The organism is Frankia sp. BMG5.60 (genome assembly GCF_059428125.1).
The window spans coordinates 2,372,910-2,395,140 of sequence record NZ_CM182091.1 but is presented as its reverse complement, the minus strand read 5'-3'; the positions used below and the strand labels follow the sequence as shown (position 1 = coordinate 2,395,140).

The 22,231-nt window shown below is 73.9% G+C and carries 17 protein-coding genes, 1 other RNA gene and 1 pseudogene; 8 read left to right on the top strand and 11 right to left on the bottom strand.

The window, feature by feature from the left end; translation table 11 throughout:
- Nucleotides 1-141: 141 nt before the first annotated feature.
- A complete protein-coding gene (locus AC5R91_RS09605) occupies nt 142-816 on the bottom strand; it encodes an LON peptidase substrate-binding domain-containing protein (RefSeq protein ID WP_495396797.1) in 675 nt (224 codons plus the stop codon).
- Between the two features lie 276 nt (nt 817-1,092).
- Here AC5R91_RS09605 and AC5R91_RS09600 point away from each other — a divergent pair, with 276 nt between their 5' ends.
- Nucleotides 1,093-1,482: a hypothetical protein gene (locus AC5R91_RS09600; RefSeq protein WP_495396796.1), complete on the top strand. Its 390-nt coding sequence runs from the start codon at nt 1,093-1,095 to the stop codon at nt 1,480-1,482.
- Between the two features lie 34 nt (nt 1,483-1,516).
- Here AC5R91_RS09600 and AC5R91_RS09595 read toward each other — a convergent pair whose 3' ends face one another.
- Together AC5R91_RS09595 and AC5R91_RS09590 are read right to left on the bottom strand one after the other, a co-directional pair.
- On the bottom strand, nt 1,517-3,730 hold the full coding sequence (locus AC5R91_RS09595; RefSeq protein WP_495396795.1) for a DUF8189 domain-containing protein: 2,214 nt from the start codon (nt 3,728-3,730) through the stop codon (nt 1,517-1,519).
- Nucleotides 3,731-4,067: 337 nt separating this feature from the next.
- Nucleotides 4,068-4,343, bottom strand: coding sequence for a hypothetical protein (locus AC5R91_RS09590; RefSeq protein WP_495396794.1), 276 nt, complete (start codon nt 4,341-4,343; stop codon nt 4,068-4,070).
- Between the two features lie 157 nt (nt 4,344-4,500).
- Here AC5R91_RS09590 and AC5R91_RS09585 point away from each other — a divergent pair, with 157 nt between their 5' ends.
- From AC5R91_RS09585 to AC5R91_RS09575, 3 genes are all read left to right on the top strand, one after another.
- The gene (locus AC5R91_RS09585; RefSeq protein WP_495396793.1) at nt 4,501-5,472 is read left to right on the top strand and encodes a Nif3-like dinuclear metal center hexameric protein; all 972 of its coding nucleotides are present in this window, start codon (nt 4,501-4,503) and stop codon (nt 5,470-5,472) included.
- A gap of 141 nt (nt 5,473-5,613) precedes the next feature.
- Nucleotides 5,614-6,357 (top strand): zinc ribbon domain-containing protein, encoded by a 744-nt coding sequence (locus AC5R91_RS09580; protein WP_495396792.1) that lies wholly within the window; start codon nt 5,614-5,616, stop codon nt 6,355-6,357.
- A gap of 51 nt (nt 6,358-6,408) precedes the next feature.
- A complete protein-coding gene (locus AC5R91_RS09575; protein WP_495396791.1) occupies nt 6,409-7,545 on the top strand; it encodes a bifunctional RNase H/acid phosphatase in 1,137 nt (378 codons plus the stop codon).
- Between the two features lie 42 nt (nt 7,546-7,587).
- On the opposite strand, the pseudogene AC5R91_RS09570 reads toward AC5R91_RS09575, so the two are convergent.
- From AC5R91_RS09570 to AC5R91_RS09545, 6 genes and pseudogenes are all read right to left on the bottom strand, one after another.
- Nucleotides 7,588-7,941: pseudogene (locus tag AC5R91_RS09570) on the bottom strand (serine hydrolase); the annotation flags it as partial.
- Complete coding sequence (locus AC5R91_RS09565; RefSeq protein WP_495396790.1) at nt 7,910-8,296, bottom strand: hypothetical protein; 387 nt, start codon at nt 8,294-8,296, stop codon at nt 7,910-7,912. The gene AC5R91_RS09565 and the pseudogene AC5R91_RS09570, both read right to left, overlap by 32 nt.
- Nucleotides 8,277-9,155: a DUF8616 domain-containing protein gene (locus tag AC5R91_RS09560; protein ID WP_495396789.1), complete on the bottom strand. Its 879-nt coding sequence runs from the start codon at nt 9,153-9,155 to the stop codon at nt 8,277-8,279. The genes AC5R91_RS09565 and AC5R91_RS09560 overlap by 20 nt, the downstream gene beginning before the upstream one ends.
- A 1,115-nt stretch (nt 9,156-10,270) precedes the next feature.
- Nucleotides 10,271-10,579, bottom strand: coding sequence for a hypothetical protein (locus tag AC5R91_RS09555; RefSeq protein ID WP_495396788.1), 309 nt, complete (start codon nt 10,577-10,579; stop codon nt 10,271-10,273).
- Nucleotides 10,580-11,028: 449 nt separating this feature from the next.
- Nucleotides 11,029-11,490, bottom strand: a complete 462-nt coding sequence (locus AC5R91_RS09550) for a DUF2306 domain-containing protein (RefSeq protein WP_495396787.1) — start codon at nt 11,488-11,490, stop codon at nt 11,029-11,031.
- 96 nt (nt 11,491-11,586) lie between these two features.
- Complete coding sequence (locus AC5R91_RS09545) at nt 11,587-13,299, bottom strand: serine/threonine-protein kinase (protein ID WP_495396786.1); 1,713 nt, start codon at nt 13,297-13,299, stop codon at nt 11,587-11,589.
- Nucleotides 13,300-13,769: 470 nt separating this feature from the next.
- Between AC5R91_RS09545 and AC5R91_RS09540 the strand changes: the two genes are divergently transcribed.
- The gene (locus AC5R91_RS09540; RefSeq protein ID WP_495396785.1) at nt 13,770-14,180 is read left to right on the top strand and encodes a hypothetical protein; all 411 of its coding nucleotides are present in this window, start codon (nt 13,770-13,772) and stop codon (nt 14,178-14,180) included.
- A gap of 146 nt (nt 14,181-14,326) precedes the next feature.
- On the opposite strand, the gene rnpB is transcribed toward AC5R91_RS09540, so the two are convergent.
- Nucleotides 14,327-14,741, bottom strand: an RNA gene (gene rnpB / locus AC5R91_RS09535) — RNase P RNA component class A.
- A 111-nt stretch (nt 14,742-14,852) separates the two neighbouring features.
- On the opposite strand from rnpB, the gene AC5R91_RS09530 reads away from it, so the two are divergent.
- The 3 genes from AC5R91_RS09530 (at nt 14,853) to AC5R91_RS09520 (ending at nt 21,424) form a co-directional block, all read left to right on the top strand.
- A complete protein-coding gene (locus AC5R91_RS09530) occupies nt 14,853-15,380 on the top strand; it encodes a lipopolysaccharide assembly protein LapA domain-containing protein (protein ID WP_495396784.1) in 528 nt (175 codons plus the stop codon).
- Between the two features lie 2,059 nt (nt 15,381-17,439).
- A complete protein-coding gene (locus AC5R91_RS09525) occupies nt 17,440-20,991 on the top strand; it encodes a serine/threonine-protein kinase (RefSeq protein WP_495396783.1) in 3,552 nt (1,183 codons plus the stop codon).
- A gap of 127 nt (nt 20,992-21,118) precedes the next feature.
- Nucleotides 21,119-21,424 (top strand): GlsB/YeaQ/YmgE family stress response membrane protein, encoded by a 306-nt coding sequence (locus AC5R91_RS09520; RefSeq protein WP_495396782.1) that lies wholly within the window; start codon nt 21,119-21,121, stop codon nt 21,422-21,424.
- A gap of 7 nt (nt 21,425-21,431) precedes the next feature.
- Here the strand turns inward: AC5R91_RS09520 and AC5R91_RS09515 are convergent, their stop codons facing one another.
- Nucleotides 21,432-22,082, bottom strand: coding sequence for an MBL fold metallo-hydrolase (locus AC5R91_RS09515; protein WP_495396781.1), 651 nt, complete (start codon nt 22,080-22,082; stop codon nt 21,432-21,434).
- Between the last annotated feature and the right edge of the window lie 149 nt (nt 22,083-22,231).

Genomic DNA, 22,231 nt, shown 5'->3' with positions numbered 1-22,231 from the left:
GAGACCGCCGCCGGCGTCCCGCAGCACCCCGGAGAGCGGGCATCCGTCGAAGGCAGCGAGACGCTGGAGGTGGATGACGGTTGTCGAGCCGGCAGCGGTGACCAACCTCCAGCAACTGGCGCCGCGCCCGCGGGACGTGGCTCAGTTGGGGCTCGGGTCCACCCGGCGCAGTTCGCTGGAGCCGATCGTGGTGATCTTCTGGAGCAGGCCGACCTCCCGGTGCAGCAGCGCCCGCTCGACGCGTAGCCGGGTGGCTGCGTCGGCCGCCGCGAGCAGGCCCTGGCGCTCGGTGAGATCGGTGACGGCCGCCGCGGCGATCACGTAGGACAGGGCGACGGGATCGTCGGGCAGGTCCGGCAGGGAGATCTGCACCGTGCCGGTGGCGGCCAGCCGCTCGGCGTAGGCGCGCATCAGCCGCTGCACCGGCGCGACGGACTCGCGGGCGGCCTCGGCGTCACCGACCTCGTCGGGCAGGAACTCCACGTCCCCCACCAGGTAGGGCGCGCTGAGCTGATCCACCGTGCCGATGCGGAACCGCTGCCCGCCGACGGTGATCAGGGAGAACCGGCCGTCCGGATGCTCCTGCACCCGGCGCAGTACGGCCGTGCAGCCGACCTCGTGGATCGCCGGCAGCGCCGGCCCCGTCTCGCGGCCCCGCCGGATGGCCACGACCCCGAAACTGCGCGCCTCGTCGGCAGGCTGGGCGAGCAGCTCCCGGACCAGCGCCCGGTAGCGCTCCTCGAAGATCTCCAGAGGCAGCACGAGCCCGGGAAGCAGAACGGTCCCGAGCGGGAACAACGGGAGTCGCGCGCTCATCGCCGGTGCCCTCCCCTTCTGGCCCACCCGGATCCTGCCGACGCCCGAGCCGGCCGCCGCCGGTCGGCCGCCGCCGGGGCGACGCACCGCGGCAGGTCCACCTGCCGGAGCCGGGCGTTCGACCCAACCTTGTCCCGCGCCGGCCGCGGTGTCCATCGGCCGACCCCTGTGATTCTCGCCGAACGAGGGCGTGGCGGCGCCGCGAGTGGTCCGCCCGGGGTGGCGCCACCGGGCCCGGGGTCCTCCTTCGGTCGCCGTTCGGGCGAGAATGGACCGGTGTGGGGAACCGAACCGGAGCTGCTGGTCGTCCTCGAAGGAGCTGGCCGCGCCGAGGGTGCGCTGGCCGCGCTCGCCGAGTTCGGACGGGTGACCTCGGCGCTGCCGCCGCGGCTGGCGCTGCTGGCGGTGCCGGCGTCGCGGGCGGCGGAGCTGGGGGCCTGCGCCGGCGTGCGCGGCGTCTTCGTCGACGGGGTGCCCCCGGCGCTGCGGGAGACCCTCAGCCCCGCGGAGACCCTGTTCGTCGACGGCTGGCTGGCGCGCCGCAGTGCCAAGGACCGCCCCGCCGAGGGACTCCCCTGGGACGCCCCCGGCGCTTTGCCTCCCGACCCGCCGCCCCCCGACCTGCCGCCCCCCGACCTGCCGCCTCCCGACCGACCCGCCGCCTGATGCTGGTCGTGTCGCCGGCCGATTCCGCGGTCGGCTAGAACACGCGGCGGGGGTTCGACCAGGTCGCCCCGGCTCCGGAGGTGCGCCACACCATGTGCAGCTCGTCGCCGACACGGGCGAGGACCTCCAGGTGGCCGTCGAAGTTGCTCTGGATCATGGAGACGGCGTCGACGTTGCCCAGGGCGGCGGCGAACGGGCGCGGCCCGCTCCAGAACGGCGTGGGCGCGCCGTTGTTGCGGTAGTAGTGGATGAGGCCGCCGCCGGCGGCGGGGACGACCACCTCGAAGTTGCGCGCCCCGTCGGCGAAGGAGCTCTGGATCAGCGCCGGGTTGCCCGCGACCCCCTCGCCGAAGACGGGTCCGGTCCGCCACACCGCCGAGTTGTCCCGGGTGAGGTGCACCAGCCGGCTGCCGACCCGGGCGACGGCCTCGAGCATGCCCGCGCCGCCACCGAGGGTGCCGTGGATGAGGCTGACCGCGTCGACCCGGCCCAGGTTCGCGCCGAACAGTCGCGGCGCGCTCCACGGGTAGCCGTAGACGTCGTGGTTGCGCCACAGGTGCAGGATGCCGACGTCCGCGGCCGGGATGAGCAGCTCGAAGTTGCCCTTCGTGCCCAGCCGGCTCTGGACGAGCGACGGCACCCCGCCGACGCCCTGGGTGAGCTGCTTGGGGTCGTGCCAGGCGAACGCCCCGGTGCTGTCGCGCCACAGGAACGACAGCGTCGAGCCGACTCGGACGGCGACCTCCAGCGGCCCGGGGTTGGCCAGGGTGCTCTGGATCATGGTGAGCGCGTCGACGCGGCCGAGGGACTGCGCGGTCTGCCACGGGTCACGCCAGGGGAAGCCGGTGGCGTCGTTGTCCCGCCACACGTGGGAGATCCCCGCGAACGCCGACGGCACGACGACGTCGAAGTTGCCGGCGCGGCCCAGTCCCTTCGACTGGACCAGCGCCGGGTTGCCGCCGACGCCGTGGCCCCACCCGATCTGGCCGGGGGTGTAACGGCACAGCGCGAAGCTGTTGGAGCGCATCAGGCAGTCCGCCGGTGCCGGGGCGCAGGTGTCGCAGTTGCCGTTCGGGACGCCGAACGCCCCCCACGCGCCGCCGCAGTCGCAGCCCGCACCGCCGTACTCGTCCGGGGCGCCGAAGATGTGCCCGGTCTCGTGGGTGAAGACGCGGTCGATGTTGTCGGGGCCCCAGCCGTCGTTGGCGTACGACATGACGATCCGGGGGCCGCCGACCGACGAGTAGGCGAAGTAGCCCAGCGGGTACTTGGTGAAGAAGGCGCAGTAGGCCCACCGGGTGCCGAGTCGGGCGCGCAGCGCGTCGACGTAGTCGTAGACGCCGTCGAAGTTGGCCGCGTGGCCGAGCCGGCTCATCGCCGGGTCCCGCCACAGGGCCTCCAGATCGGTTGCCTTCGGGTCCGCCGGCACGGACAGGCGCACGAGCTGGATGTCGTAGGAGAACGTGAGGTCGGCCGCCGGGTTCGTGGTGGCGTACCAGGACAGCCCGTTCTGCACCTCGGCCACGACCTTGGTCCGCTCGGCCGCCGCGAACTGCAGGTCGGCGGTCGGTCCCTCGACGAGGATCAGGCCGATGGCGACGGAGCCCTCCAGCTTCGAGCTGGTCGGGGAGCCGGCGGCGCCGCCCGCGGGGCCCGTGGCGGGGCCGGTGTCGGCGGCGGCGCCCGCGGCGGTCAGCGTCATCAGCGGGCTCTGCAGGAGCGACTGGCCGTTGGCGAAGGCACGCGGCGCCGCGCGGTCCGGGTCCGGCTCGGCGGACCCCCGCGGGGGCGGGACGTCGGTGCAGGGCCGGTCCATGTCCCACGGATGGCCGTCGCGCGGGCGGTCCTGCTTCAGTCGGCGGTAGGCGGCGCTGGCGCGCAGCCGGAAGGCGTCCAGACCCAGCGTCTCGGCCCGGTTCAGGCCGGGGGAGACGCCCGTGGTCGACACGACGCTGCCGTCGGCCGGGGGCAGCAGGCCCGCGCCGGCGCGGGCCGCGAGCAGCCTTGGCCCGCCGGGCGCGTCGTCCCGCGGCCGGCCGAGTACCTGGACCCGGCCGTAGCGGTGCAGGGTCCGTTCGCCGCCGGCGCCGGTGGGCGGGGCGGGCGTGCCGTCGCCGGTCGCCGCGGTGCCACCCGTGGCCGGATCGGTCGCGTCAGGCCCCGCGGGAGCGGCCCACAGCGAACGGCTGGCCGCCGCGTCGGCCGGGGTGATCAGGGCGCGCTCGTCGACCGGTACGTCCCCCGCCATGCGTGATCGTTTTCCCTTCGGTGAGGAATGGCTGTGCGGAGTTGTATCGTGTTGCGGCTTTGTTGTGTCGGCTTTTACGGAAGCAGGTACCGGGAGTGCCGGTCCGTCATATGCGACCCGGTTTGTCCGCATGGCGGCCGCACGGAGTTCCGGCCCGGGTGGTGCTTGCGACCGTGGGCGGACGGTCGGAGCCGGCCGTGGCTGTGGCGTCGCCGATGGCCGGCAGGTCGGCCGACCGTCGGCGGGCGGGTCCACCGCTCGGGTGGGGCCTCTTCGGGTGCGGTCGGCCCCTCGGGTGCGGTCGGACGCTCGGGTGCTGCCAAACGCGCGGGTGGGGTCAACGTTCGGGTGGGAAGGAGTTCTGCCCGGGGTTGACGTCCGGCCAGACGGAGCCGACACCCGATCGGTCTGGCGCACCCATCGCCGGACCGCCCATCCCGCCGCCGCCGGCCCCAGGACCGCCCAACCCGGAACCACCCGCCGGGGAGGCGGCCATCGCGTCGGCGACCTTGCGCATGATGGCCTCGACGAGGCGGACGGCCTGGGGGGTCGAGAGGTTCAGCACGATCTCCGAATCCCCCGCGACCTGGAATCGCACCGAAACGTCCGCCATGACGAGTGCCCCTTCCTCGTGGCTCGCCGCCCCTGCGCAGGCGCGTTGCCAGAGGTGACGTTACGGGGCGAACGGTGCGTCGCGTGCGGGACCTCGGTACCTCGGCAGGCGCCGTGACCGGCTGACAGACGCCCGCGACCGTGCGGGTAGGGTCACCGTGGTGAGCACTAGGGTGGCGACGGTCGGTGACTGCGTGGCCGTGCTGGAGCAGGCGTTCCCGCCGGCCTGGGCGCAGTCGTGGGACGCGGTGGGCCTGGCGGTCGGCGACCCCGCGGCCCCCGTCTCCGCGGTGCTGTTCGCCGTCGATCCCACCGTCGAGGTGGCCGTCGAGGCGGCGGGCGGCGCCCAGTTGCTCGTCACGCACCATCCCCTGTTCCTGCGGGGGACCCACGGGGTGGCCGAGACCGGACCCGGCGGGCGGGTCGTCGCCACCCTCATCCGCGCCGGGGTCGCGTTGTACACGGCGCACACCAACGCCGACGTCGCCGACCCGGGGGTCAGCGACGCGCTGGCGGCGGCCCTCGGGCTGCGCCGGGTCGGCCCGCTGGACCCGGCTCAGCCGGCCGACGGGCAGCCGGCCGACGTGCGTCCGCCCGGAGTAGCGCAGCCGCCCGGAGTAGCGCAGCCGCCCGGAGTGGAGTCGCCCGGGGTGGAGCCGGCCGGGGTGGAGCCGGCCGGGGATGGCGCGGTGGCGGCGCCGACGGTGTGTCGGGGGCTGGGGCGGATCGGCGAGCTGCCCGAGCCCGAGCCGCTCGACCGCTTCTGCGCCCGCGTCGCCCGGGCGCTGCCCGCGACGGCCGGCGGGGTTCGGGCGACCGGGGCCGCGGACCGGCTCGTGCACCGGGTCGCGGTCTGCGGCGGCTCCGGCGGGGAACTGGCCGGCGCGGCGCGGGCCGCGGGCGCGGACGTCCTGGTCACCGCCGACGGACGGCATCACCACGTGCTCGACACGGTGGGTGAGCATCCGATCGCCGTCGTCGACGTCGCCCACTGGGCGAGCGAATGGCCGTGGCTCGCGCAGGCCGCCGCGCGTCTGGAGGCCGGTCTGCGGACCCGGGGACGTACGGTGAGTGCATCGGTGTCCGCTATCGTGACCGATCCCTGGCGGTTGCACGTTCCGTCCCGGTAGTCGGCGTCGCAGGCGGATGCCCGGCTCGCCGGGCCGGGTTCGCTGCCGACCGCTCCGGCTCGCGGGCCGGGCGGCGCGGTACCGGCAAGGGCGTCGTCGATCGCGGCCGACGCCGATGAAGGACATACCGGTGAGGAGTCCATGAAGGCCGACCCAGCAATCCAGCTCCGCCTGCTCGACCTGCAGGCCCTCGACGCCGGCCTCGACCGGCTGGCCGCCCGCCGCCGCGGGCTGCCCGAACTCGCCGTCATCACCGAACGCACCGCGGCCCTGGGCACCCTCGACGACGAGGTCGTCGGGGTCCGCACCGAACTGGGGGACGTCACCCGCGCCCAGCGCAAGCTGGAGACGGAGATCGAGCTCGTCCGGACCCGCTCGGCCCGCGATTCGCAGCGGCTGGAGTCCGGGGCGGTGACGAACTCCCGAGAGCTGGAGAACCTTCAGGCGGAGCTGGCCTCGCTGGCCCGCCGCCAGGGCGTGCTCGAAGACGACGCGCTGGAGAAGATGGAGGCCGTCGAGGGCCTGGAAGGGCAGCTCGCGGCCCTCACCCAGCGCCGCGCCGACCTGCAGGCGGAGATCGACGCGGCGACCATCGCCCGCGACAAGGCGTACGCCGAGATCGACACCGAGTCCGCCCGGCTGCGTCAGGACCGGGCGGCCCTCGCGCCCCGGCTGCCCGAGGCGCTGGTGACGTTGTATGAGCGGATCCGGACGTCCTCCGGCGGGGTCGGCGCGGCGCCGTTGCTGCGCCGGCGCTGCCAGGGCTGCCACCTCGAGCTCTCCGGCGGCGACCTGCGGGCGGTCGCCGCGGCCCCGGTCGACGAGGTCGTGCGGTGCGAGGAATGTCGGCGCATCCTGGTCCGTACCCCCGAGTCGGGGCTGTAGCGGCAGGTCGGTTCGGGCAGGGCGAGGCGGGCAGGGCGAGGGGAGCGGCAGATGAGCACGGTGCGCAGGCTGGTCGTCGAGGCCGACGGCGGATCCCGGGGCAATCCGGGCCCGGCCGGCTACGGCGCCGTGGTCCGTGACGCCGCGGACGGGACGGTGCTCGCCGAACGGGCCGCGTCGATCGGGCATGCCACGAACAACGTCGCCGAGTACTCGGGCCTCATCGCCGGGCTGCGAGCCGCCGCCGAGATCGCCCCGGACGCCGAGGTGGAGGCCCGGATGGACTCCAAGCTCGTCGTCGAGCAGATGAGCGGCCGCTGGAAGATCAAACACCCGGCGATGCGCCCCCTGGCCGACGAGGCCGCCGCGCTCGCCCGCACCTTCCCCGCCGTGCGCTACCAGTGGGTGCCCCGCGCCCGCAACGCCGCCGCCGACCGTCTCGCCAACGAGGCGATGGACGCCGCCGCGGCCGGGCGGAGCTGGGAGCCGTCGGTTCCGCAGTCACCGGATCCGGCGCCGCACCGCGCCCCCACCACCAACCGGCTCTCCGGCTGGATGGCCCCGCCCGCCCCACCGACGGCGACGGTGCTGCTGCGCCACGGCCAGACACCGCTGTCGGTGGACAAGCGGTTCAGCGGGACGGTGGAGGCGTCGCTGACCGACCTGGGGATGAGCCAGGCCGCCGCGGTCGCCGACCGGCTGCGCGACGAACCGTTCGACCTGATCGTCAGCTCGCCGCTCAAGCGGGCCCGGCAGACCGCCGAGGCGCTGGGCCGCGACTACGTCGTCGACGACGACCTGCGGGAGACCAGCTTCGGCGCCTGGGAGGGGATGACCTTCGGTGAGGTGCGCGAGCGCTTCCCCGACGAGCTCAACGCCTGGCTCGCCGACCCGAACGTGCCGCCGCCCGGTGGGGAGAGCCTGATCTCCACCGTGACCAGGGTGGCCCGGGTGCGCGACCGGCTGCTCGTCGAGCAGCCCGGCAAGCGGGTCCTCGTCGTCTCGCACGTCACGCCGATCAAGGGTCTCACCCAGCTCGCGCTGGCCGCGGAGCCGACCGTCCTGTACCGCCTGCACCTGGACCTGGTCTCGCTGACCACGATCGACTGGTACTCCGACGGCCCCGCCGTCCTGCGCGGCTTCAACGACACTCACCACTCCGCGAACCTGACCACCTACGGCGAGTAGGAGCGGCTGCTCAGGCGGCGGCCCCAGGGTCGCGGCGACGATCCGGGCGATGTCGGCGACGATCCGGTTGTCGCCCTCGGCCCGGTCGTCGGTGCGGCTGGTGTAGATCGCGATGACCACCGGACCGGTGTCCGGTGGCCAGGCCACGGCGACATCGTTGATCATGCCGCGTGCGCCGGCGCCGGTCTTGTCGCCGACCCGCCAGCCGGTCGGCAGGCCGGCCCGGATGCGCGCGCCACCGGTGGTGTTCGCGACCAGGGGCACCGGCACCGCATCGACTCGACGGACCGCCGCCGCTGAGGCGCCACCGGTCTCGAATTGCGCCCCTTGCTGCCGTGCGCCGGCATCGCCACCGACTGGTGGATCATTCGGCCTGTATTGCCGCCAAAGCTTCATCGACCCGTTCTTCGGTCGGCGCTTCATAGCGGAATTCCCGACCACGCAGGTAGTCCATGAAGGCCGGCTCCGGCGGCAGATCGTGCTCCGTCAGGTAATAGGCGATGGACGCGTCCCACACCCACACCCCATCCGTGAAGATGATGATCGGAACCTGCTGACCGCGGGCCGGGTCGAGCTGGTCGATACCGAGGCCGGCGGCGCGCAGGAGGTATCGGCCCTGCTTGAGGTAGACCAGTAGCTTCTCTCGCTCGGGACCGGGCGGCAGCGGTGCGCGGCCGGCGACGAAGGGCACACCATCCGTCGTGCCGTCGAACACGTTTGCCACCCTGAAGTCACCCAGGATCTGGGGCATCTTTTCCGCCTTCGGTTCTCGGATGGAAATCGAGCCAGACGCCGTCAGGTGGCACGGTTGACCTCGGAAAGCCGAACCTGTCCAGGCGCACAGAGGTGGTGTACACATTACCGTGTTTGTCGGAGATGGCGAGTTCGGTGGGTGCGGTCACGGTGACGCCGAGCTGGTCGGCGAGTTTCTGGGCGATGGGATCCTCGCCCCGGCCGGTCTCACAGGACATGAGGCGGACCGGCCGGCCCTGCCAGTTCTCGTCCTTGCGGATGAGGGCGGCGAGCTGGCGAGCGTCGAGATCGTGGCTCCCAACACGGAATGTGGTCGGGTTACCGTGCAGGTCGGCGGTGTAGCGGCCGGGTGCGGGTTCGGCGGTGGCGGCCGCCGTCCACATCCTGTCGTCGGATTTCTCGTAGAAGGCGCGGCCGTCGGCGGTCGGCCGGCTGTCCCGCCAGATCCGGGTCAGCTTCCAGCCGAGCCGTTCCGGTCCGTCCGATCCGTCCCTTTTCCTGGCTGGCGCGTCCAGACCCGCGTCACCGACCGGATTGCCGGCCGCGGCGCTGTCGAGCAGCGCCAGCTTGCGTTCCAGCGGCGAGAGGCGGGCCTCTGGCTCGGCTGCCGTGTCGCGCTCGGTCGGCCGCGGCCGATCAGCCGGCAGTGCGCGGCGTTCGAGCGCGTCCAGTTTGGCCTCGATGCTCGACCGCTTCGTGGGCTCCGGGGGGTCGACGCGCGGTTCTCCGGACTGGTCCGGCGCTGGCGACCACTCGGGACTCGTCGCCGGCCGCTCGATAGACATTGCGACCCAAAGTAGCAGTGTCAGCACACTTGCGTAGGCACTGTCCGTGAGCTGACAGGTCTGCGCGGCCACGACTCGCGGGCGTGATCCCACATCCCGGAGTTGCCGACAAAGCTCTGTCAGGTAGGTCTGGCGAGGTGGACCTGGGCCGAGCCCAGGCGGTGCCGGTGCCCGTGCAGGGCACGAGGGCTTCGTCGACGACCGATGGTCCGACCTCCGGCGCGCCGACGACTGGCTCGCGGCCGGGATCTCCAGACGGGCTCAGTCGGCTGCCTGCCAGGCAAGACGGGCAGCCCACCAGGCGGCCCGATCGCGGGTGCCGACGTCATGGACGGCGCGGCCGGCGAGGGGCCGGGCGAGGTCGACACCGATCCACCATCGCCGTGCAACCCCACCGTGGCGGGCGTTCCGACCGTGCGCGGTACCGGGCACCTTCCTGATACGGATCGGTCGTGGCGGCTGTTGCTGGTCGATGCCGACGCGGACGCGACCTCGACCCGGTCGCCGAATTCCGCGACGTCGACGCCGGCAGGGATCTCGCCGCGGTCCGTGGAGACGCACAACCGGAGTTCGCGTCCGTCGTGACTGACCCGCGCGCGGTCGACGGCGGTTTCCCAGGATTGAAAGGCGGTCGGGTCGCACGGGATGGTGGCCAGCCGTGTGAGGAGACGCCGGACGAGCCATTCCGGTTCGGTGGCCGACTCGAGGAGCGTGCCGGCCGGCTGGCGAATGGTGGGACCTTCGCCGAGCGCGGGGATGTGGTCGAAGGCCCGTCCCGGGCGGAACTGGTCGGCGATGTGCGGGCGCACCGTGAGAACGGCCGGGCCGCTGGGACCATGCTGGTTCTGGTCGGGTGCGGCCGGCCAGGCGGCCCACGAGGGGGAGTCTGCCGCGGCCTCCTCGAAAACGAACCTGGCGGCCGGAGGAGACTGAGTGGCGGTGAGAAACGAGTCCGCTCGAATCAGCGCCGGCCCGCCGTCGGTGGGGATGAACGACCAGGTCACGAACCACGGCGGCGGGTCGATCGACACCTCCAACGGTCTGCCTGCGCCCACCGCCCCCATCATCGTCCAGTCCGTGATTACTGCGATCGGAGTGCGTACTCGACATCCACCGACCCTGACATCTCGGCCCGGCAGGCTGGCCGGGGATGGCGGCACCCCGGCCGGTCGACGATCCTTGGCCGGCTAGGCGTCGGTGAGTTCGCGGGCCTGCGTTCCAACCTCGCGGAACATCCGATCCCAGTCCGGGGTCGAGCCGCCGGTCGCGTGGACGGCCGCGCGTGTCGCCGCGAGCGTCTTGCGTAGGGCTTCTTCGAGAGTTGCGACATCCACGATCATTGTGACGTCGAGACGGCCCGTCTTCAGGTTGGTGCTGAGATCGGGGTCGATCACGTCATGAAGCTCGTACAGCGCGTCGGCGAGTCGGTCGGAAACCTCGTCAAGGTCGTCCAACGGGCCGACTACCTGCAGCTCGATTAGCATCTGGTACTTCATCACGGCGCCTCCTCCCAGCATGTCCGGCTCTTCAGGTGTCCGCGGAGGTTCTTCTCGTAGCGCGGGTCGGATGGAGTGAGATGCACGGGGTGCTTTGTGCTCACCACACGGGCAGCAGATCTTGAAGTACTTCTTGCCCTTCTCGACTCTCCAGCTCTGACTCTCCGCCTGGCGAAGGAACGTCTCCAGCTCCTTGATCGGGTGCCTCGATCGTGGCATCCCTTACCTCCGCATGAACTTACCTAGGTTCCCGGGCCGGCTGCAGCGCTACGTGCGCAATTACATGACTGTAGTTTACTGTGTGTAGCCCTTTTGTGTCCTTGGGTGCGGGGATGGTGGTCTTTGGCTCGCCGTCGCCGTCGCCGTCGCCGTCGCTAGTGGCCTCCTGGATGGCGGATCTCGATTGCCAGATCAGACGTCCGCAGGAGATCTGGCGTTGATGGGTGAGGTCAGGACAGCCGTGGTCGTGCCGCGGGGGTCGGGTCCGGGCGGGTGAGGAGCCAGTGGGCGACGAGCAGGTTGGGGACCCAGCAGAGGAACGGGACGACGTGGTGGGCGCGGTCGAAGGCGACCTCCGAGTCGGTGCCCGCCCCGATCTGCACGGCGCTCATGACGAACATCCACAGCCGCAGCGTCACCGCGGCGTAGGTCAGGGCGAAGGTGCGGATCGCCCACCGGCGGTGCGCGAGGACGTCGCCGCGGCGGATCTTCCACACGGTCGTCACGGCGAAGCTCGCCCAGAGCACCGCCAGCAGGCCGAAGCCGGCCGTCCCGATCGGACCGGCGAGGTTGACGGTGGACAGCACGGCACCCGCCGTGCCCGCGACGCAGATCGCCGCCACGGTGATCCGGCCGGCGACCCGGTGCAGCCGGGGAACGCGGGCCCGGACTTGCGGGCGGCCCGCCGACACCGGCCGGACGTCGTCCTGATGGATGTGCGGATGCCGCGCCGGGACGGCGCCTGGGCCACCCGCCAGATCGCCGGCTGGCCGTCGCCCCCTAGCCGTTCACCTCGCCGCGCTCAAGCCGCGGGAGTCGCGCCCGCCGCCATTGGAGTGATCGCTGGGCTTGGACCGCGGCGAACGGGGCTTCGTCCCGGGCTTGCCGCCCGACTCCCTCCGATCGGCGCGCACGGGCTGTCCGAAGACGATCGGGGTGCACCGCCCGTCGGCGCCGAACAGCGGCAGGAGTCGCGCGGCGCCGGCGGCGGAGCAGCCACTCGACGGGTTGACCTGGCCGGACGAGTCCCGAGGCGGGGCGGTGCTCGGGCGCGTGCCGGCGGGCCGCGGTCTCGGTACAGGCACGTCGCGGGCGACGGCCGGAGCGGCGGCCGCGGCGGCTGCGGTGGGCTGCGGCCCGACGGGCAGGGGCCGCGTGGCTGTCGCGCCGACCAGAGAGACCGACGCCGGACTCGGCGCGGCGGGGCCGGGCGCGGGCGTGGTCGTCGGCGTGGTCGTCGTTGTGGTCGCTGCCGCGGGGCGCGCGGCAGCGCCGGTGGGGGAGGCCGGCGTGCTGGCGGTGGACCGGGTCGTCTCCCCCGGCGCCGCCACGAGGACGGCGGTGATCGCGCCCGCCGCGGCGAGGACCGTCGCCGTCGCGGCGATCCCGCGGCGGTGTACCGGTCGCAGCGCGGGAAACAGGGCGAAGGCGGGGGCGACGAGGGCGGGCCGGCGGCCGCGGCTCACCGGCGACCCGGTGCCGGCGGTCGACGGGTACGCCCGCGTGCCGTCGGGGCTGGGCGCGGCGTCCAACGGCAGCAGGACGGGCCTGGTCGCCGCAGCCGTCGCCCCGCCTGCCGCCGCCGTCCGCCGGTCGCGCGGCCCGTCGCCGGCCGCCGCCACCGCTGTCGCCGTCGTCGTCGCTGTCGTCGTCGCCATTGCCGCCCCCGGGCCGAGGGCCGCGGCCCTCGGGAGCGGGGCGGCCGGGAGCCGGTCGAGGAGCTGGCGGGCGGTGGGCCGGCGGTCGGGCCTCTTGTCGAGGGCCTTGGAGGCGATCTTCCTGAGCCGGGTGGGCAGCCCGTCGACCGCGGCGTTGTCGTGCAGAGTCCGCAGGAGCAGGGCCTCGAGCGGCCCCTCCCCGAACGGCGGTCGCCCGCTGGCCGCGAACGACAGGGTCAACGCCCAGGAGAAGATGTCGGAGGCCGGGCCGGGCGAACCGGTCGTGGTGAGCAGTTCGGGCGCCATGTAGCCGACGCTGCCGAGGACCACGCCGGTGACCGTCACAGTACCGGGCACCCCGGCGGCGATCCCGAAGTCGATCACCTTGGCGCCGTCCTCGGCCAGCATCACGTTGCCGGGCTTGAGGTCGCGATGCACCACGCCGGCGCCGTGGATGGCGACCAGGGCCATCGCGAGCTCCACCGCGAGCGTCTGCAGCGCCGCGGTCGACAGCGGGCCGCTGCGCGCCACCTCGGCCGTCAGGGTCGGGCCCTCGATGTACTCGGTCGCAAGCCACGGGGTCTCCGCCTCCGGGTCGGCGTTCACCAGCCGCGCCACCCGGGGGCTGTCGACCGCCGCGGCCGCCCGGACCTCCCGGGCGAACCTGCGCAGGAAAAGCTGGTCGCCGGCATGCTCGTCGCGCAGCACCTTCACCGCGCTGCGCCGGCCGGCGGCGTCCTCGCCGAGGTAGACCATTCCCATGCCGCCGCTGCCCAGGCGCGCGGTCAGCCGGTACGGCCCCACCGCCCGCGGATCGATGGCGCGCAACGGCCTCACCGGCATCGGAACCCTCCGCTCGTGGCCCACCGTCATCGATGAGCCGTCGGATCGCGGCCTGCTCGTGTAGGGCATCGCCCCGATGCCCGTGTCACTGTCGACGAGCGCGAGCGACGTGCGCTCGCTGCCGCATCCTGCGGGCACGTCCCCATGAGTGCACCCAATTAATCCAACTATGTCTGCTGCATTGGCGAGGGTCGTCACAAATTTCATCTGACTGGCAGTGCGCCGGACTCGGTTCGACGCCCGGTGGCGAGGACGAACCCGGGCGGCGTGCGGGATGATCAGCCGACGCGGCAGAAGTGCGCCGAGGTAGGAGCAACCTCGGGCGTCACCGGTGTCGGAACGAGGACGGCCGGTGGGAGGTTATCCGGCCGGCGGAGTGCTCCCGGCAGCGGGACACCTACTGACCTCGGACGCGGCGGCCAACGGCGTCGCCGGGCCGACCAGCAGACTGGAGAGGCATGAGTCCTCAGATGCGGCGCCTGTCGAAGCGCCCCCCAAGCGCGCGGGACGCCGGGCCAGCCGTGACCACGCCGCCGCTGCTGCGGCTCGCAGGCATGTACCCCTCGGTGCACCGACAGGTCGGGATCAGCTACCGACGGCGCGTGGCGTTCGTCGACGAGGGTCTTGCGGACCTGATCCGCGCGTTGTGGGTGGCCGCCATCGATACGGACTACTCATGCCAGGGCGGGCTCAATCCGCTGTGGGGTCCGCAGGGGACGGCCGGCTATGTGGCCTTCCGTGACGCCTCGGCGGGCCGCCGCCTTTCCGCCATGCTCCCGGTCGACGTGGCCGCGCGGTTGACCTGGGAGCGTCGGGTGGTGCGGTTCCAACCGGAGGAGATCTCGGGTTTGGTCGCCGCGCTCACCCTGGCCCGTCGCTGAGTACCCGGCGCCGGTGCCACCCGACGAAGTCGGCGTCCGATCCGTGCACGAGATGAACCCGCGCATGCCGTCCGGGGCAGATGGAAGATCGCGAGAGACCGGAGCTCCGCACAGATCGTGTGATCCGCGAGAACGTGCTGGTGGTGCGGACGAGGTGGCCTGTAAGCCGGGTCCTGTGGCCGGGTCGCCTTGCGGCTCGCCGGTGGCGGCCATCTCTCTCGGGCTGCCGTTGCCGACAGCCTCCAGCGGTCTACCCGCAGGCTCAGGCGGGCAGCCCTCGAACGCCTGCGCGGCTCGCGACCGGTTACGGCCGCGGGCCTTCTGACCTTGCTCCGGGCGGGGTTTACCGAGCCGCCCAGGTCACCCTGGGCGCTGGTGCGCTCTTACCGCACCGTTTCACCCTTACCGGCGCCGTGACCGGCACCGGCGGTCTGTTTTCTGTGGCACTGTCCCGCGGGTCGCCCCGGGTGGGTGTTACCCACCGCCCTGCCCTGTGGAGCCCGGACTTTCCTCGGCGGCACCGGCGTGAACCGGTGCCGACGCGGCCGCCCGGCCACCTCGTCCGCATCTTCAGCATAGGGCACGGTCCCGCCTAGAATCCCTGGGCACAGGGGACGGAACTGGACGGCGCGGGGCACGGCCGTTCAGGCGATCATGATGGATGGGGCGACGATGGCGGGATCCGACCAGCCGGGCAAGAGGATCGACTACACCCGCCCCACGAGCCCGCCGCCGCCCCCCGGCGGTCCCGCGGTCCCGGCGCCGGGCGCGGCGCCGGTCGGCGGCACCTCGCCGGGCACGGTGCCTGCGCCCTACCCGGCGGGCGCCGCCTATCCGACCGGGGCCGCCGGGGCTCCCGGGGTGGCGGGGACGGCAGGCGGTCCGGCGGCGCCGGGGACGCCGCCGGCGCCCGGCGCGCCGGCCGAGGGGCCGCCGCGGCGGCGCGGGGTCGCCTACACCACCTACGCGATCACGGTGCTGGTACTGGTCATCGCGATTGCCGTCGTCGTGTTTGTGGTCAAGAACGACGCGCGGGTGAGTATCTGGCTCTTCGGCTCCACCCAGCGGATGTCGGTTGCCGCGGCGCTTGCCGCCTCGGCCGCCGCCGGGCTCGTCATCGGCCTGCTCATCGGGATGATTCCGCAGATCCGGCTGCGCCGCGAGCTGCATCAGCTACGCAAGGCGGCTCGCGGCCGGTAGGACGCCGGACAAGGAAACGAACTCCTGCGCGGGCGGCGGTGGGCGTCGGGGCGGGTATTCCTGGCCATCGGCGGCGCGCGCCGCCCGCCGCAAGGGTCGCGTTCGCCGCGGAGTTCTCCGGCACCCCGACGGTGAAAACGCGGACTTCGCGCGTCGACGGCGCTGGTATATCCGTCGGCGCCCCGAGTCCCGATGCCGGCAGCAGGACCGGCGTGCGCAACGACGGGTCGACGACGGGTCGACGGCCGGCTTACCGGCCGAGGTCGCCGACCTCGCTCAGCCGTCCATCCCGCCGCGGCTGAAGAACGTGGCTCCCTTCCGGTCGGCTGCCGGTCGGCCGCCGTCTCCCCGCCACCGCCCGACCGCCCACGAGGTTGATAATCGGTGTCCGGGCGGAGCGTGTGAACCCGATGAGGATCCCACTCCTGCCCGCCGGCGAAACGCGGCCGCACCGGTGGCAGACGAGCCGTCGATGTGCCGTATTTCGGCGACGGCACGCGCATGTGCACGACCATCGAGTGGCAATCCAGACCGGCGGTTTTCCGCGCGGTCCCGTCGCCCATGCCCGCCTTACCCGGTCGCGCCGGGGCCCGGTCGGGCGGGGGGGGATCGCGGCCACTGCCCCTCCCCCCGGCCGGGGTGACCCGGGTCGTCCGGCTCCGGCCCGGCGGGACGGACGGCCCGCGAGACGCCGGGCCGGGCGGCGGGACCGGCCAGGGATCACCCTTATGGGCCATCGGTGCAGGATGAGTGGGGCTCCCGGGCTCGGCGACACGAGATGTTCGCCGCTAGGGCGGGTGGGGTGCGGATGTAGCCCCGGATCGTTCTGGTGGGGTGGACAAGCCCGTTTCGTGGGTGACCCTTGTGAACTGCCCCGTGCGTGTGCCGCACCGCGGTGGGGGCCCGAACGGCTCCCGCGGTGTCGTCGGTGCCGTGCCCGGCCGGGTTGCGGCGCCTGGTGCGGGCCGGGTGCCCGGCGCGTCGTAGAACCCCGTGGACCTCGCGTTTTACCGTCGGCAAGAGCGTGGCAGCGGAATTCTGCCGGCGGGGAACCGGGGACGCGGTCGGCGCCGGTGGATCATTGGTCGCATCACATTCACTGGAGTCGACTGGGTGGGCGTTCGTCGTTCTCCCGTTGTCGGGTAATGTTTCGAGCAACTTTGATCTGGGAGGTTTCGTGGCAGAAACGAGGGCCATTCGCCGACTGGGTCGGACCGCATGTGCGGGAATCACCGGTTCGGGCGTCCCGGGTGCCGGCTCCGGCCGGAATGCCAGGATCATCGTCGTGCGCGGCGGTGCCGGCGGCGAGGCAGGTCACGCCCCGTCGCCGAGTGTGCCCACCGTCTCCGATGAACGGGTCGAACTCGTTGATCGAGTCATTCTCGTGAGGGCTCGGCGGGACATCCCCGAAAGCTGATCGATCCCGCGGCGGAGAAGCCTCCGGGGCGGCGTCGCCTGCTTCTCCGTCGCGGTTCGGGGTTGTTTTCGGCCGAAGGGCAGGGGGCCGCCAGCAGAGGTGGCCGGTTGGGGTAACCGATAGGTGGGTGTCCGGGGAGTCGAATGGCCGGGTAGCTGCGGTTCCATCGGTACAGTCCGATTTGTGACACCGCAGCGCACCGTTCCGCCTCCGGGGGCACACCTCCCGCCGCTTCCGGTGAAGGCACCGAGGCCCAATACCCCCTGCCGGCGCGCTTTGTCCATTGCTTTGGTGGTGGTGAGCAGCCGGACTTCCGGCCCGCGCCTTCGGGACGGTGGAGCGGAGCTGCGCGAACGGCGACGTCGAGGGTCCCGTCACCCGGCGGCGATTCGTGCCACATCCGGTCGCGCCACGTCCGGCGACGGAACTTCCCCGGCACCCGGAGTCGTCTGATGAGGGCGTGGGACACGTGGCCCGACCGGCGCACACGTGCATCACAGGTTCCGCGGGCACGGTGGGGTGATGCCGGCGACCGGACCTTCGGCCCCGCCGGGAGCGGGCCGGCGCCGGGCGACCCCTTAGCCGTCCGGCGGGTGGGCCGACGATCGCCGATGGTGGAAAGAACGACGTAAGGAGGGCGTGGTGCCGCCGAGGCCGCTGCGCTCGGGTGACCCCGAGCGGGTCGCCCGGTTCGCGCTGACCGCGCGGCTCGGCTCCGGCGGGATGGGCATCGTGTACCTCGGCGCGGACGACGACACCGGCCAGTTGGTCGCGCTGAAGGTGATCCGGTCGGATTTCGCCGCCGAGCCGGAGTTCCGCTCGCGGTTCCGCCGCGAGATCGAGGCGGCCAGGGCGGTCGGCGGGGCCTGCACGGCCCGGCTGGTCGACGCCGACCCCGACGCCGAGGACCCGTGGATGGCCACCGAGCTCATCCCCGGGCAGAGCCTCGCCGAGACGATCGCCACCCGGGGTGCCATGGACACGCCGGAAGTCGTCGCGCTCGCCGCCGGCCTCGCGGAGGCGCTGACCGCCATCCACGGCGCCGGGATCGTCCACCGTGACCTCAAACCCGGCAACGTCATCCTCGGGGGCGACGGCCCCAAGGTGATCGACTTCGGCATCGCGGCGGCGGTCGACGCCACGGTCGCCACCCGCACCGGGGTCCTGCTCGGCAGCCCCGGCTACATGGCGCCCGAGCAGGTCACCGGGCACGGCGAGGTCGGTCCCGCGGCCGACGTCTTCGCCTGGGGCCTGACCGTGCTCTACGCGGCGACCGGCCGGCCCCCGTTCGGCACCGGCCGCGCCGACGCGCTGCTCTACCGGGTCGTGCACAGCGAGGCCGACACCGCAGACGTCCCCGCCGAGCTGCGGCCGGCGGTGATCGCGGCGCTGGTGAAGGAGCCCGCCGCGCGTCCCAGCGCGGACGATCTACTGCGGGGGCTGATCGGGCCCACCGACGATCCGGCCACGGGTACCCGCCGGCTGCTGCGCGAGGCATGGAACCCGCCGCCCATCGACCCCGCGGCGTTCGTCCACGTGCCCACGCTCACCCCGTCACCCACGTCGTCGCGAGCCGGTGACCGGCTGCGCGACGGCGATTTCCACGACAGCCAGACACTGGTCGGGCTGCCCTCGCCGCGGCCTTCGGTCAGCTTCGTCGCTCCGGCCCAGCGCATCCCCGAGCCCAGCCGCCCCACGGCGCGTGCGGTTCGCCGGCTGCGTGGCTGGGCGCCGGGCGTGTTCGCCGCGCCGACCGGGACGCCCGCGCCGGCTTCGCCCGCGCCGGCTTCGCCCGCGCCGGCTTCGCCCGCCCCGGCTTCGCCCGCCCCGCGCGGGCCGTCGGAGGCCGGCTCCCGCGCAGCCCCGCCGGGCGTCCGGGAGGCCCCCGCGCCGACCGGCGCCGCGGCCGCCCCGTCGAACAGCCCCTGGCAACGTCCGGACCACTCACCGTCCTCCCGGGACGCCCTCCCGTCGGCGCCCGACGCCCCTCCCACACCACCTGACCCCGCCTCGCCGCCGGCCGGCTCCCTGCGGTCCGATGTCTTCGGTGAGGTCACGCGGCCGCCGGTACCGGTTGCCCCGGGAACCTCGGCATCGCCGGCCGGGCGGCGCGCCGGGGTCGGCCGGCGGGTGGGCGCCGACGAGCGTGCGGCGGCGGGCCGTGCCGCGGACGGCTCCGGGCCGGCGCCCGGCGGCCAGCAGCAGGCCGCGGCCGCCGCGCCGACCCCGCGCCGGGATCCCGGGCCGGCCAACGCGATGACCCCCTGGGCGCCCATCGGCGCACCGGTGGACCGTGCGGAGCCGGACCCGGCGGCGGCCGGCACCGGACGCGACCTGAACTCACCCGGCGGGGCCCCCGCCGACGCGGCCGGGGCCGTCCCCTGGCGGCGGGCGCCCGATCCCGGTGTCCCGGACCGGACCGCGGCGGCGTCCGTCGCCGCGCCGCCGGCCGCCGCCGCGCTCGGGCCGGAACCTGCTGATCCCAGTGCGCCGATACCGCCGATGCCGCCCCACTACGCGACGGACGCGGGGGAGTCGTCGCCGGGGGCGCCGGTGCCGGCCGGCGCGCGGACCGCCGGTGCCGAGAACCTGATGGGCGCCGAGGCGTGGGAGGGAGCGGGACCGGTGGCTCGCCCGGCCGGCCCGGGCAGGCCCGGCGGTGTGGGCGAGCTCCCCGCTTCCGGGAGGTCTGCCCGCGCGGGCCGGCCGGCGCGGATGGGCGCGGGGCGCCGGGCGAGATCCAGCCCACCGACGCCCGCGGGTGCGGCGTCCTCGCCGGCGGGCTCCGCGGCGGGGGCCGTGGGTTACCCGCCGGCGACGAACAGGGCCGGCCTCCCCGCGCAGACGCCTGCTCCGCTCGGTTCGGACGGTTCCTTCGTCTGGAGAGGCCCGGCCGGTTGGGAGGGTTCGGCCGGACCGGAGCACACGGCCGGCCGGGATCACCCCGGCGGGCCGGCGCCGGGCCCGGCGAGCCGCCCGGGCGAGGGCACCTCGACCGGAGGGTCCTGCCCGGCTGATGCGGCGGGCCTGCCCGGTCCGCACGGGACCGCCGTGGCGGCGGGGACCGCGCGGGCCCGGACACCTGCGGGAGCCGGGACGGAGGCAGGTGGGTCGCCGGCGAGCGGTGCCGGAGCCGGTGGAGCCGGTGGAGCCGGTGGAGCCGGTGGGGTCGACGGGCCCCGTCCTGGCGCACGAGCGGCGGGGCGGGCCGCGGAGCAGTCGTGGGCCGCGCCGCAGGGCGGGTTGACGGCGGGCGGCGGTCAGAGCGGGCCGAGCTCGGCGGGTCCGGGGACCTCGGTGGACCAGTCGGCCCCGATGGGGTCGGGGGAGCCGGTTGACGCCAGGAGGCGAGAGGACGCCGGAGGGCGAGAGGATGCCGGGGGGCCGGATGTCGCCGAGGGGCCGGGCGGGCCCGGCGAGCCGCGCGGCCGGGCCGGCCAGGCGGCCCGTTACCCCAGGCGGACGGCGGCCCTGGCCGCGCTGGCCGCGGCGGTCGCCGGCCTGGCTGCGCTGGGTGCCGCCCACGCCGCGGACGAGTCCGACCACTCCCCGTCCCGGCAACCCGCGGCGCCGCGCGTGATCCAGGTTGTTCCCTCCGGTGTTCCCGGCCCCGGCTCCGGGCTGGACCTGCGACCCCGGTCGGGCGTGGGCCGCCCTGCGAGCGTGCCTGGTGGGCCGCCGTCCCCGGCCGCTCCGTCCCCGGCCGCTCAGTCTCTGGCCGCTCCGTCCCCGGTCGTCACCGCCCTGAGCGCGGCGCAGATGGTGCGCCTGTCGGCGGTGCCCGCGTTCCGTGGGGCGATCGGGCAGCTCTCGCAGGGCCGGCAGTTCGGCGACTTCGTCACCGCCCACAACACCGGCGTCGTCTTCCTGGAGGTCCTCGCGCCGGGCCAGGACAACGCACGGGCCTTCTTCCCCGGTCCGGACCTCGGGGGCGACCCGCTGCCGAACTTCACCCTGTTCGCGTCGTGCGACGCCCCGGGCGGTGGGCAGACGCCGGGCTTCGGTCCCGGCAAGGGCTGCACCGGCACCACCTACCGGCTGGCCGGGTTGACCGGCGGCGGGGCCAGTTTCGACTTCGCGCAGGGCTTCTACCGGCTACACGGATACTTCCTCGTCGATGTGGTCCCCGGGATGCATCAGGGTCTGCAGACCGTCAATCTGCACGCGGTCGACGCCCGGATTCTGCCGCGCTGACCGCATTTCCGGCCCGGTCTCGGCGGCGAACTGGGCTGTTTATCTCCATTGTCCGGCTGTGTCGGATGGGTTTGTGGCCGGCTGGTGACGGAGAAAACCAGGGCAGGCTCTCTATTGGGGGTGTGCGGTGTTTCAAATCATCTGGATCATTCTCGCCGGCCTGGTGATCGGCCTGCTGGCCCGGCTGATCCTCCGGGGTAGGCAGGACATTCCGATCTGGCTGACGGTTGTTCTCGGCATCGTGGGCGCGCTGGTCGGCAACGTGATCGCCAGCGCGATCGGGGTACGCCATACCGGCGGCGTCGACTGGATCCGGCACATCCTGCAGGTCGGTGTCGCGGTCGCGCTGGTCGCCGCCGTCGCGCCGGTGTGGGCGACGCGGCACACCCACGGCGGTGACCGCCATCAGCGGCATACGGCGGGACGGCTGTGACCGGCTGTCAGCGGCCCCGGCGGACCCAGTCGTCGTAGTCGACGCTCTCCTCGCCGATGGTCGTGTCGTCGCCGTGCCCGGTGTGCACGACGGTGTTCGCCGGCAGGGTGAGCAGCTTCGTGCGGATCGAGGCGAGGATCGTCGGGAAGTCCGAGTAGGACCGCCCGGTGGCCCCCGGCCCGCCGCGGAACAGCGTGTCCCCGCTGAACAGCACCGGTTCGCCGGTCAGCTCGCCGAACAGGCAGACCCCGCCGGGGGAGTGGCCCGGGGTGTGCAGCACCCGCAGCGATCCGCCGCCGGGCAGGCCGACGAGCTGACCGTCGGCGAGCGAGCGGTCGGGAGCGCGGTGCGGGTAGATCGTCCGCCACAGCATCACGTCGGCCGGGTGCAGCGCGATCGGCGCCCGCACCAGGTCGGCGAGCTCCGCCGCCGCGTTGATGTGGTCGTTGTGCCCGTGGGTGGCGATGATCGAGGTCACGACGCGGGCGCCGACCGCCGCCGCGATCACCGACGGGTCGTGCGCGGCGTCGATGACCAGGACCTCCTGGTCGTTGCCGACGAGCCAGACGTTGTTGTCGACGGTGAACGTCTGGCCGTCCAGGGTGAAGTCGCCGCGGGTGATCACGCGGTCCACCCGAAGCCCCGCATTGCCGGTCATGGCGCCCGCTCCTCTGTTCCCGCATTCCCGACCGGGTCGGAAACCCGGATGGTCCGCCCGCCGTGCGCCGGGGCGCCGCCGGCCGGCGGCGGTCCCCGACGCGTCGACCGTATCGGGCGCCTCACGGATTCGGGCCGCCCCGCCACCCC

What these genes read in the sequence shown, in the direction of transcription:
- AC5R91_RS09605 (WP_495396797.1), bottom strand. Translation starts at nt 816, where the DNA reads ATGAGCGCGCGACTCCCGTTGTTCCCGCTCGGGACCGTTCTGCTTCCC.
- AC5R91_RS09595 (WP_495396795.1), bottom strand. Translation starts at nt 3,730, where the DNA reads ATGGCGGGGGACGTACCGGTCGACGAGCGCGCCCTGATCACCCCGGCC.
- AC5R91_RS09590 (WP_495396794.1), bottom strand. Translation starts at nt 4,343, where the DNA reads ATGGCGGACGTTTCGGTGCGATTCCAGGTCGCGGGGGATTCGGAGATC.
- AC5R91_RS09580 (WP_495396792.1), top strand. Translation starts at nt 5,614, where the DNA reads ATGAAGGCCGACCCAGCAATCCAGCTCCGCCTGCTCGACCTGCAGGCC.
- AC5R91_RS09575 (WP_495396791.1), top strand. Translation starts at nt 6,409, where the DNA reads ATGAGCACGGTGCGCAGGCTGGTCGTCGAGGCCGACGGCGGATCCCGG.
- AC5R91_RS09565 (WP_495396790.1), bottom strand. Translation starts at nt 8,296, where the DNA reads ATGCCCCAGATCCTGGGTGACTTCAGGGTGGCAAACGTGTTCGACGGC.
- AC5R91_RS09555 (WP_495396788.1), bottom strand. Translation starts at nt 10,579, where the DNA reads ATGAAGTACCAGATGCTAATCGAGCTGCAGGTAGTCGGCCCGTTGGAC.
- AC5R91_RS09545 (WP_495396786.1), bottom strand. Translation starts at nt 13,299, where the DNA reads ATGCCGGTGAGGCCGTTGCGCGCCATCGATCCGCGGGCGGTGGGGCCG.
- AC5R91_RS09540 (WP_495396785.1), top strand. Translation starts at nt 13,770, where the DNA reads ATGCGGCGCCTGTCGAAGCGCCCCCCAAGCGCGCGGGACGCCGGGCCA.
- AC5R91_RS09530 (WP_495396784.1), top strand. Translation starts at nt 14,853, where the DNA reads ATGGCGGGATCCGACCAGCCGGGCAAGAGGATCGACTACACCCGCCCC.
- AC5R91_RS09515 (WP_495396781.1), bottom strand. Translation starts at nt 22,082, where the DNA reads ATGACCGGCAATGCGGGGCTTCGGGTGGACCGCGTGATCACCCGCGGC.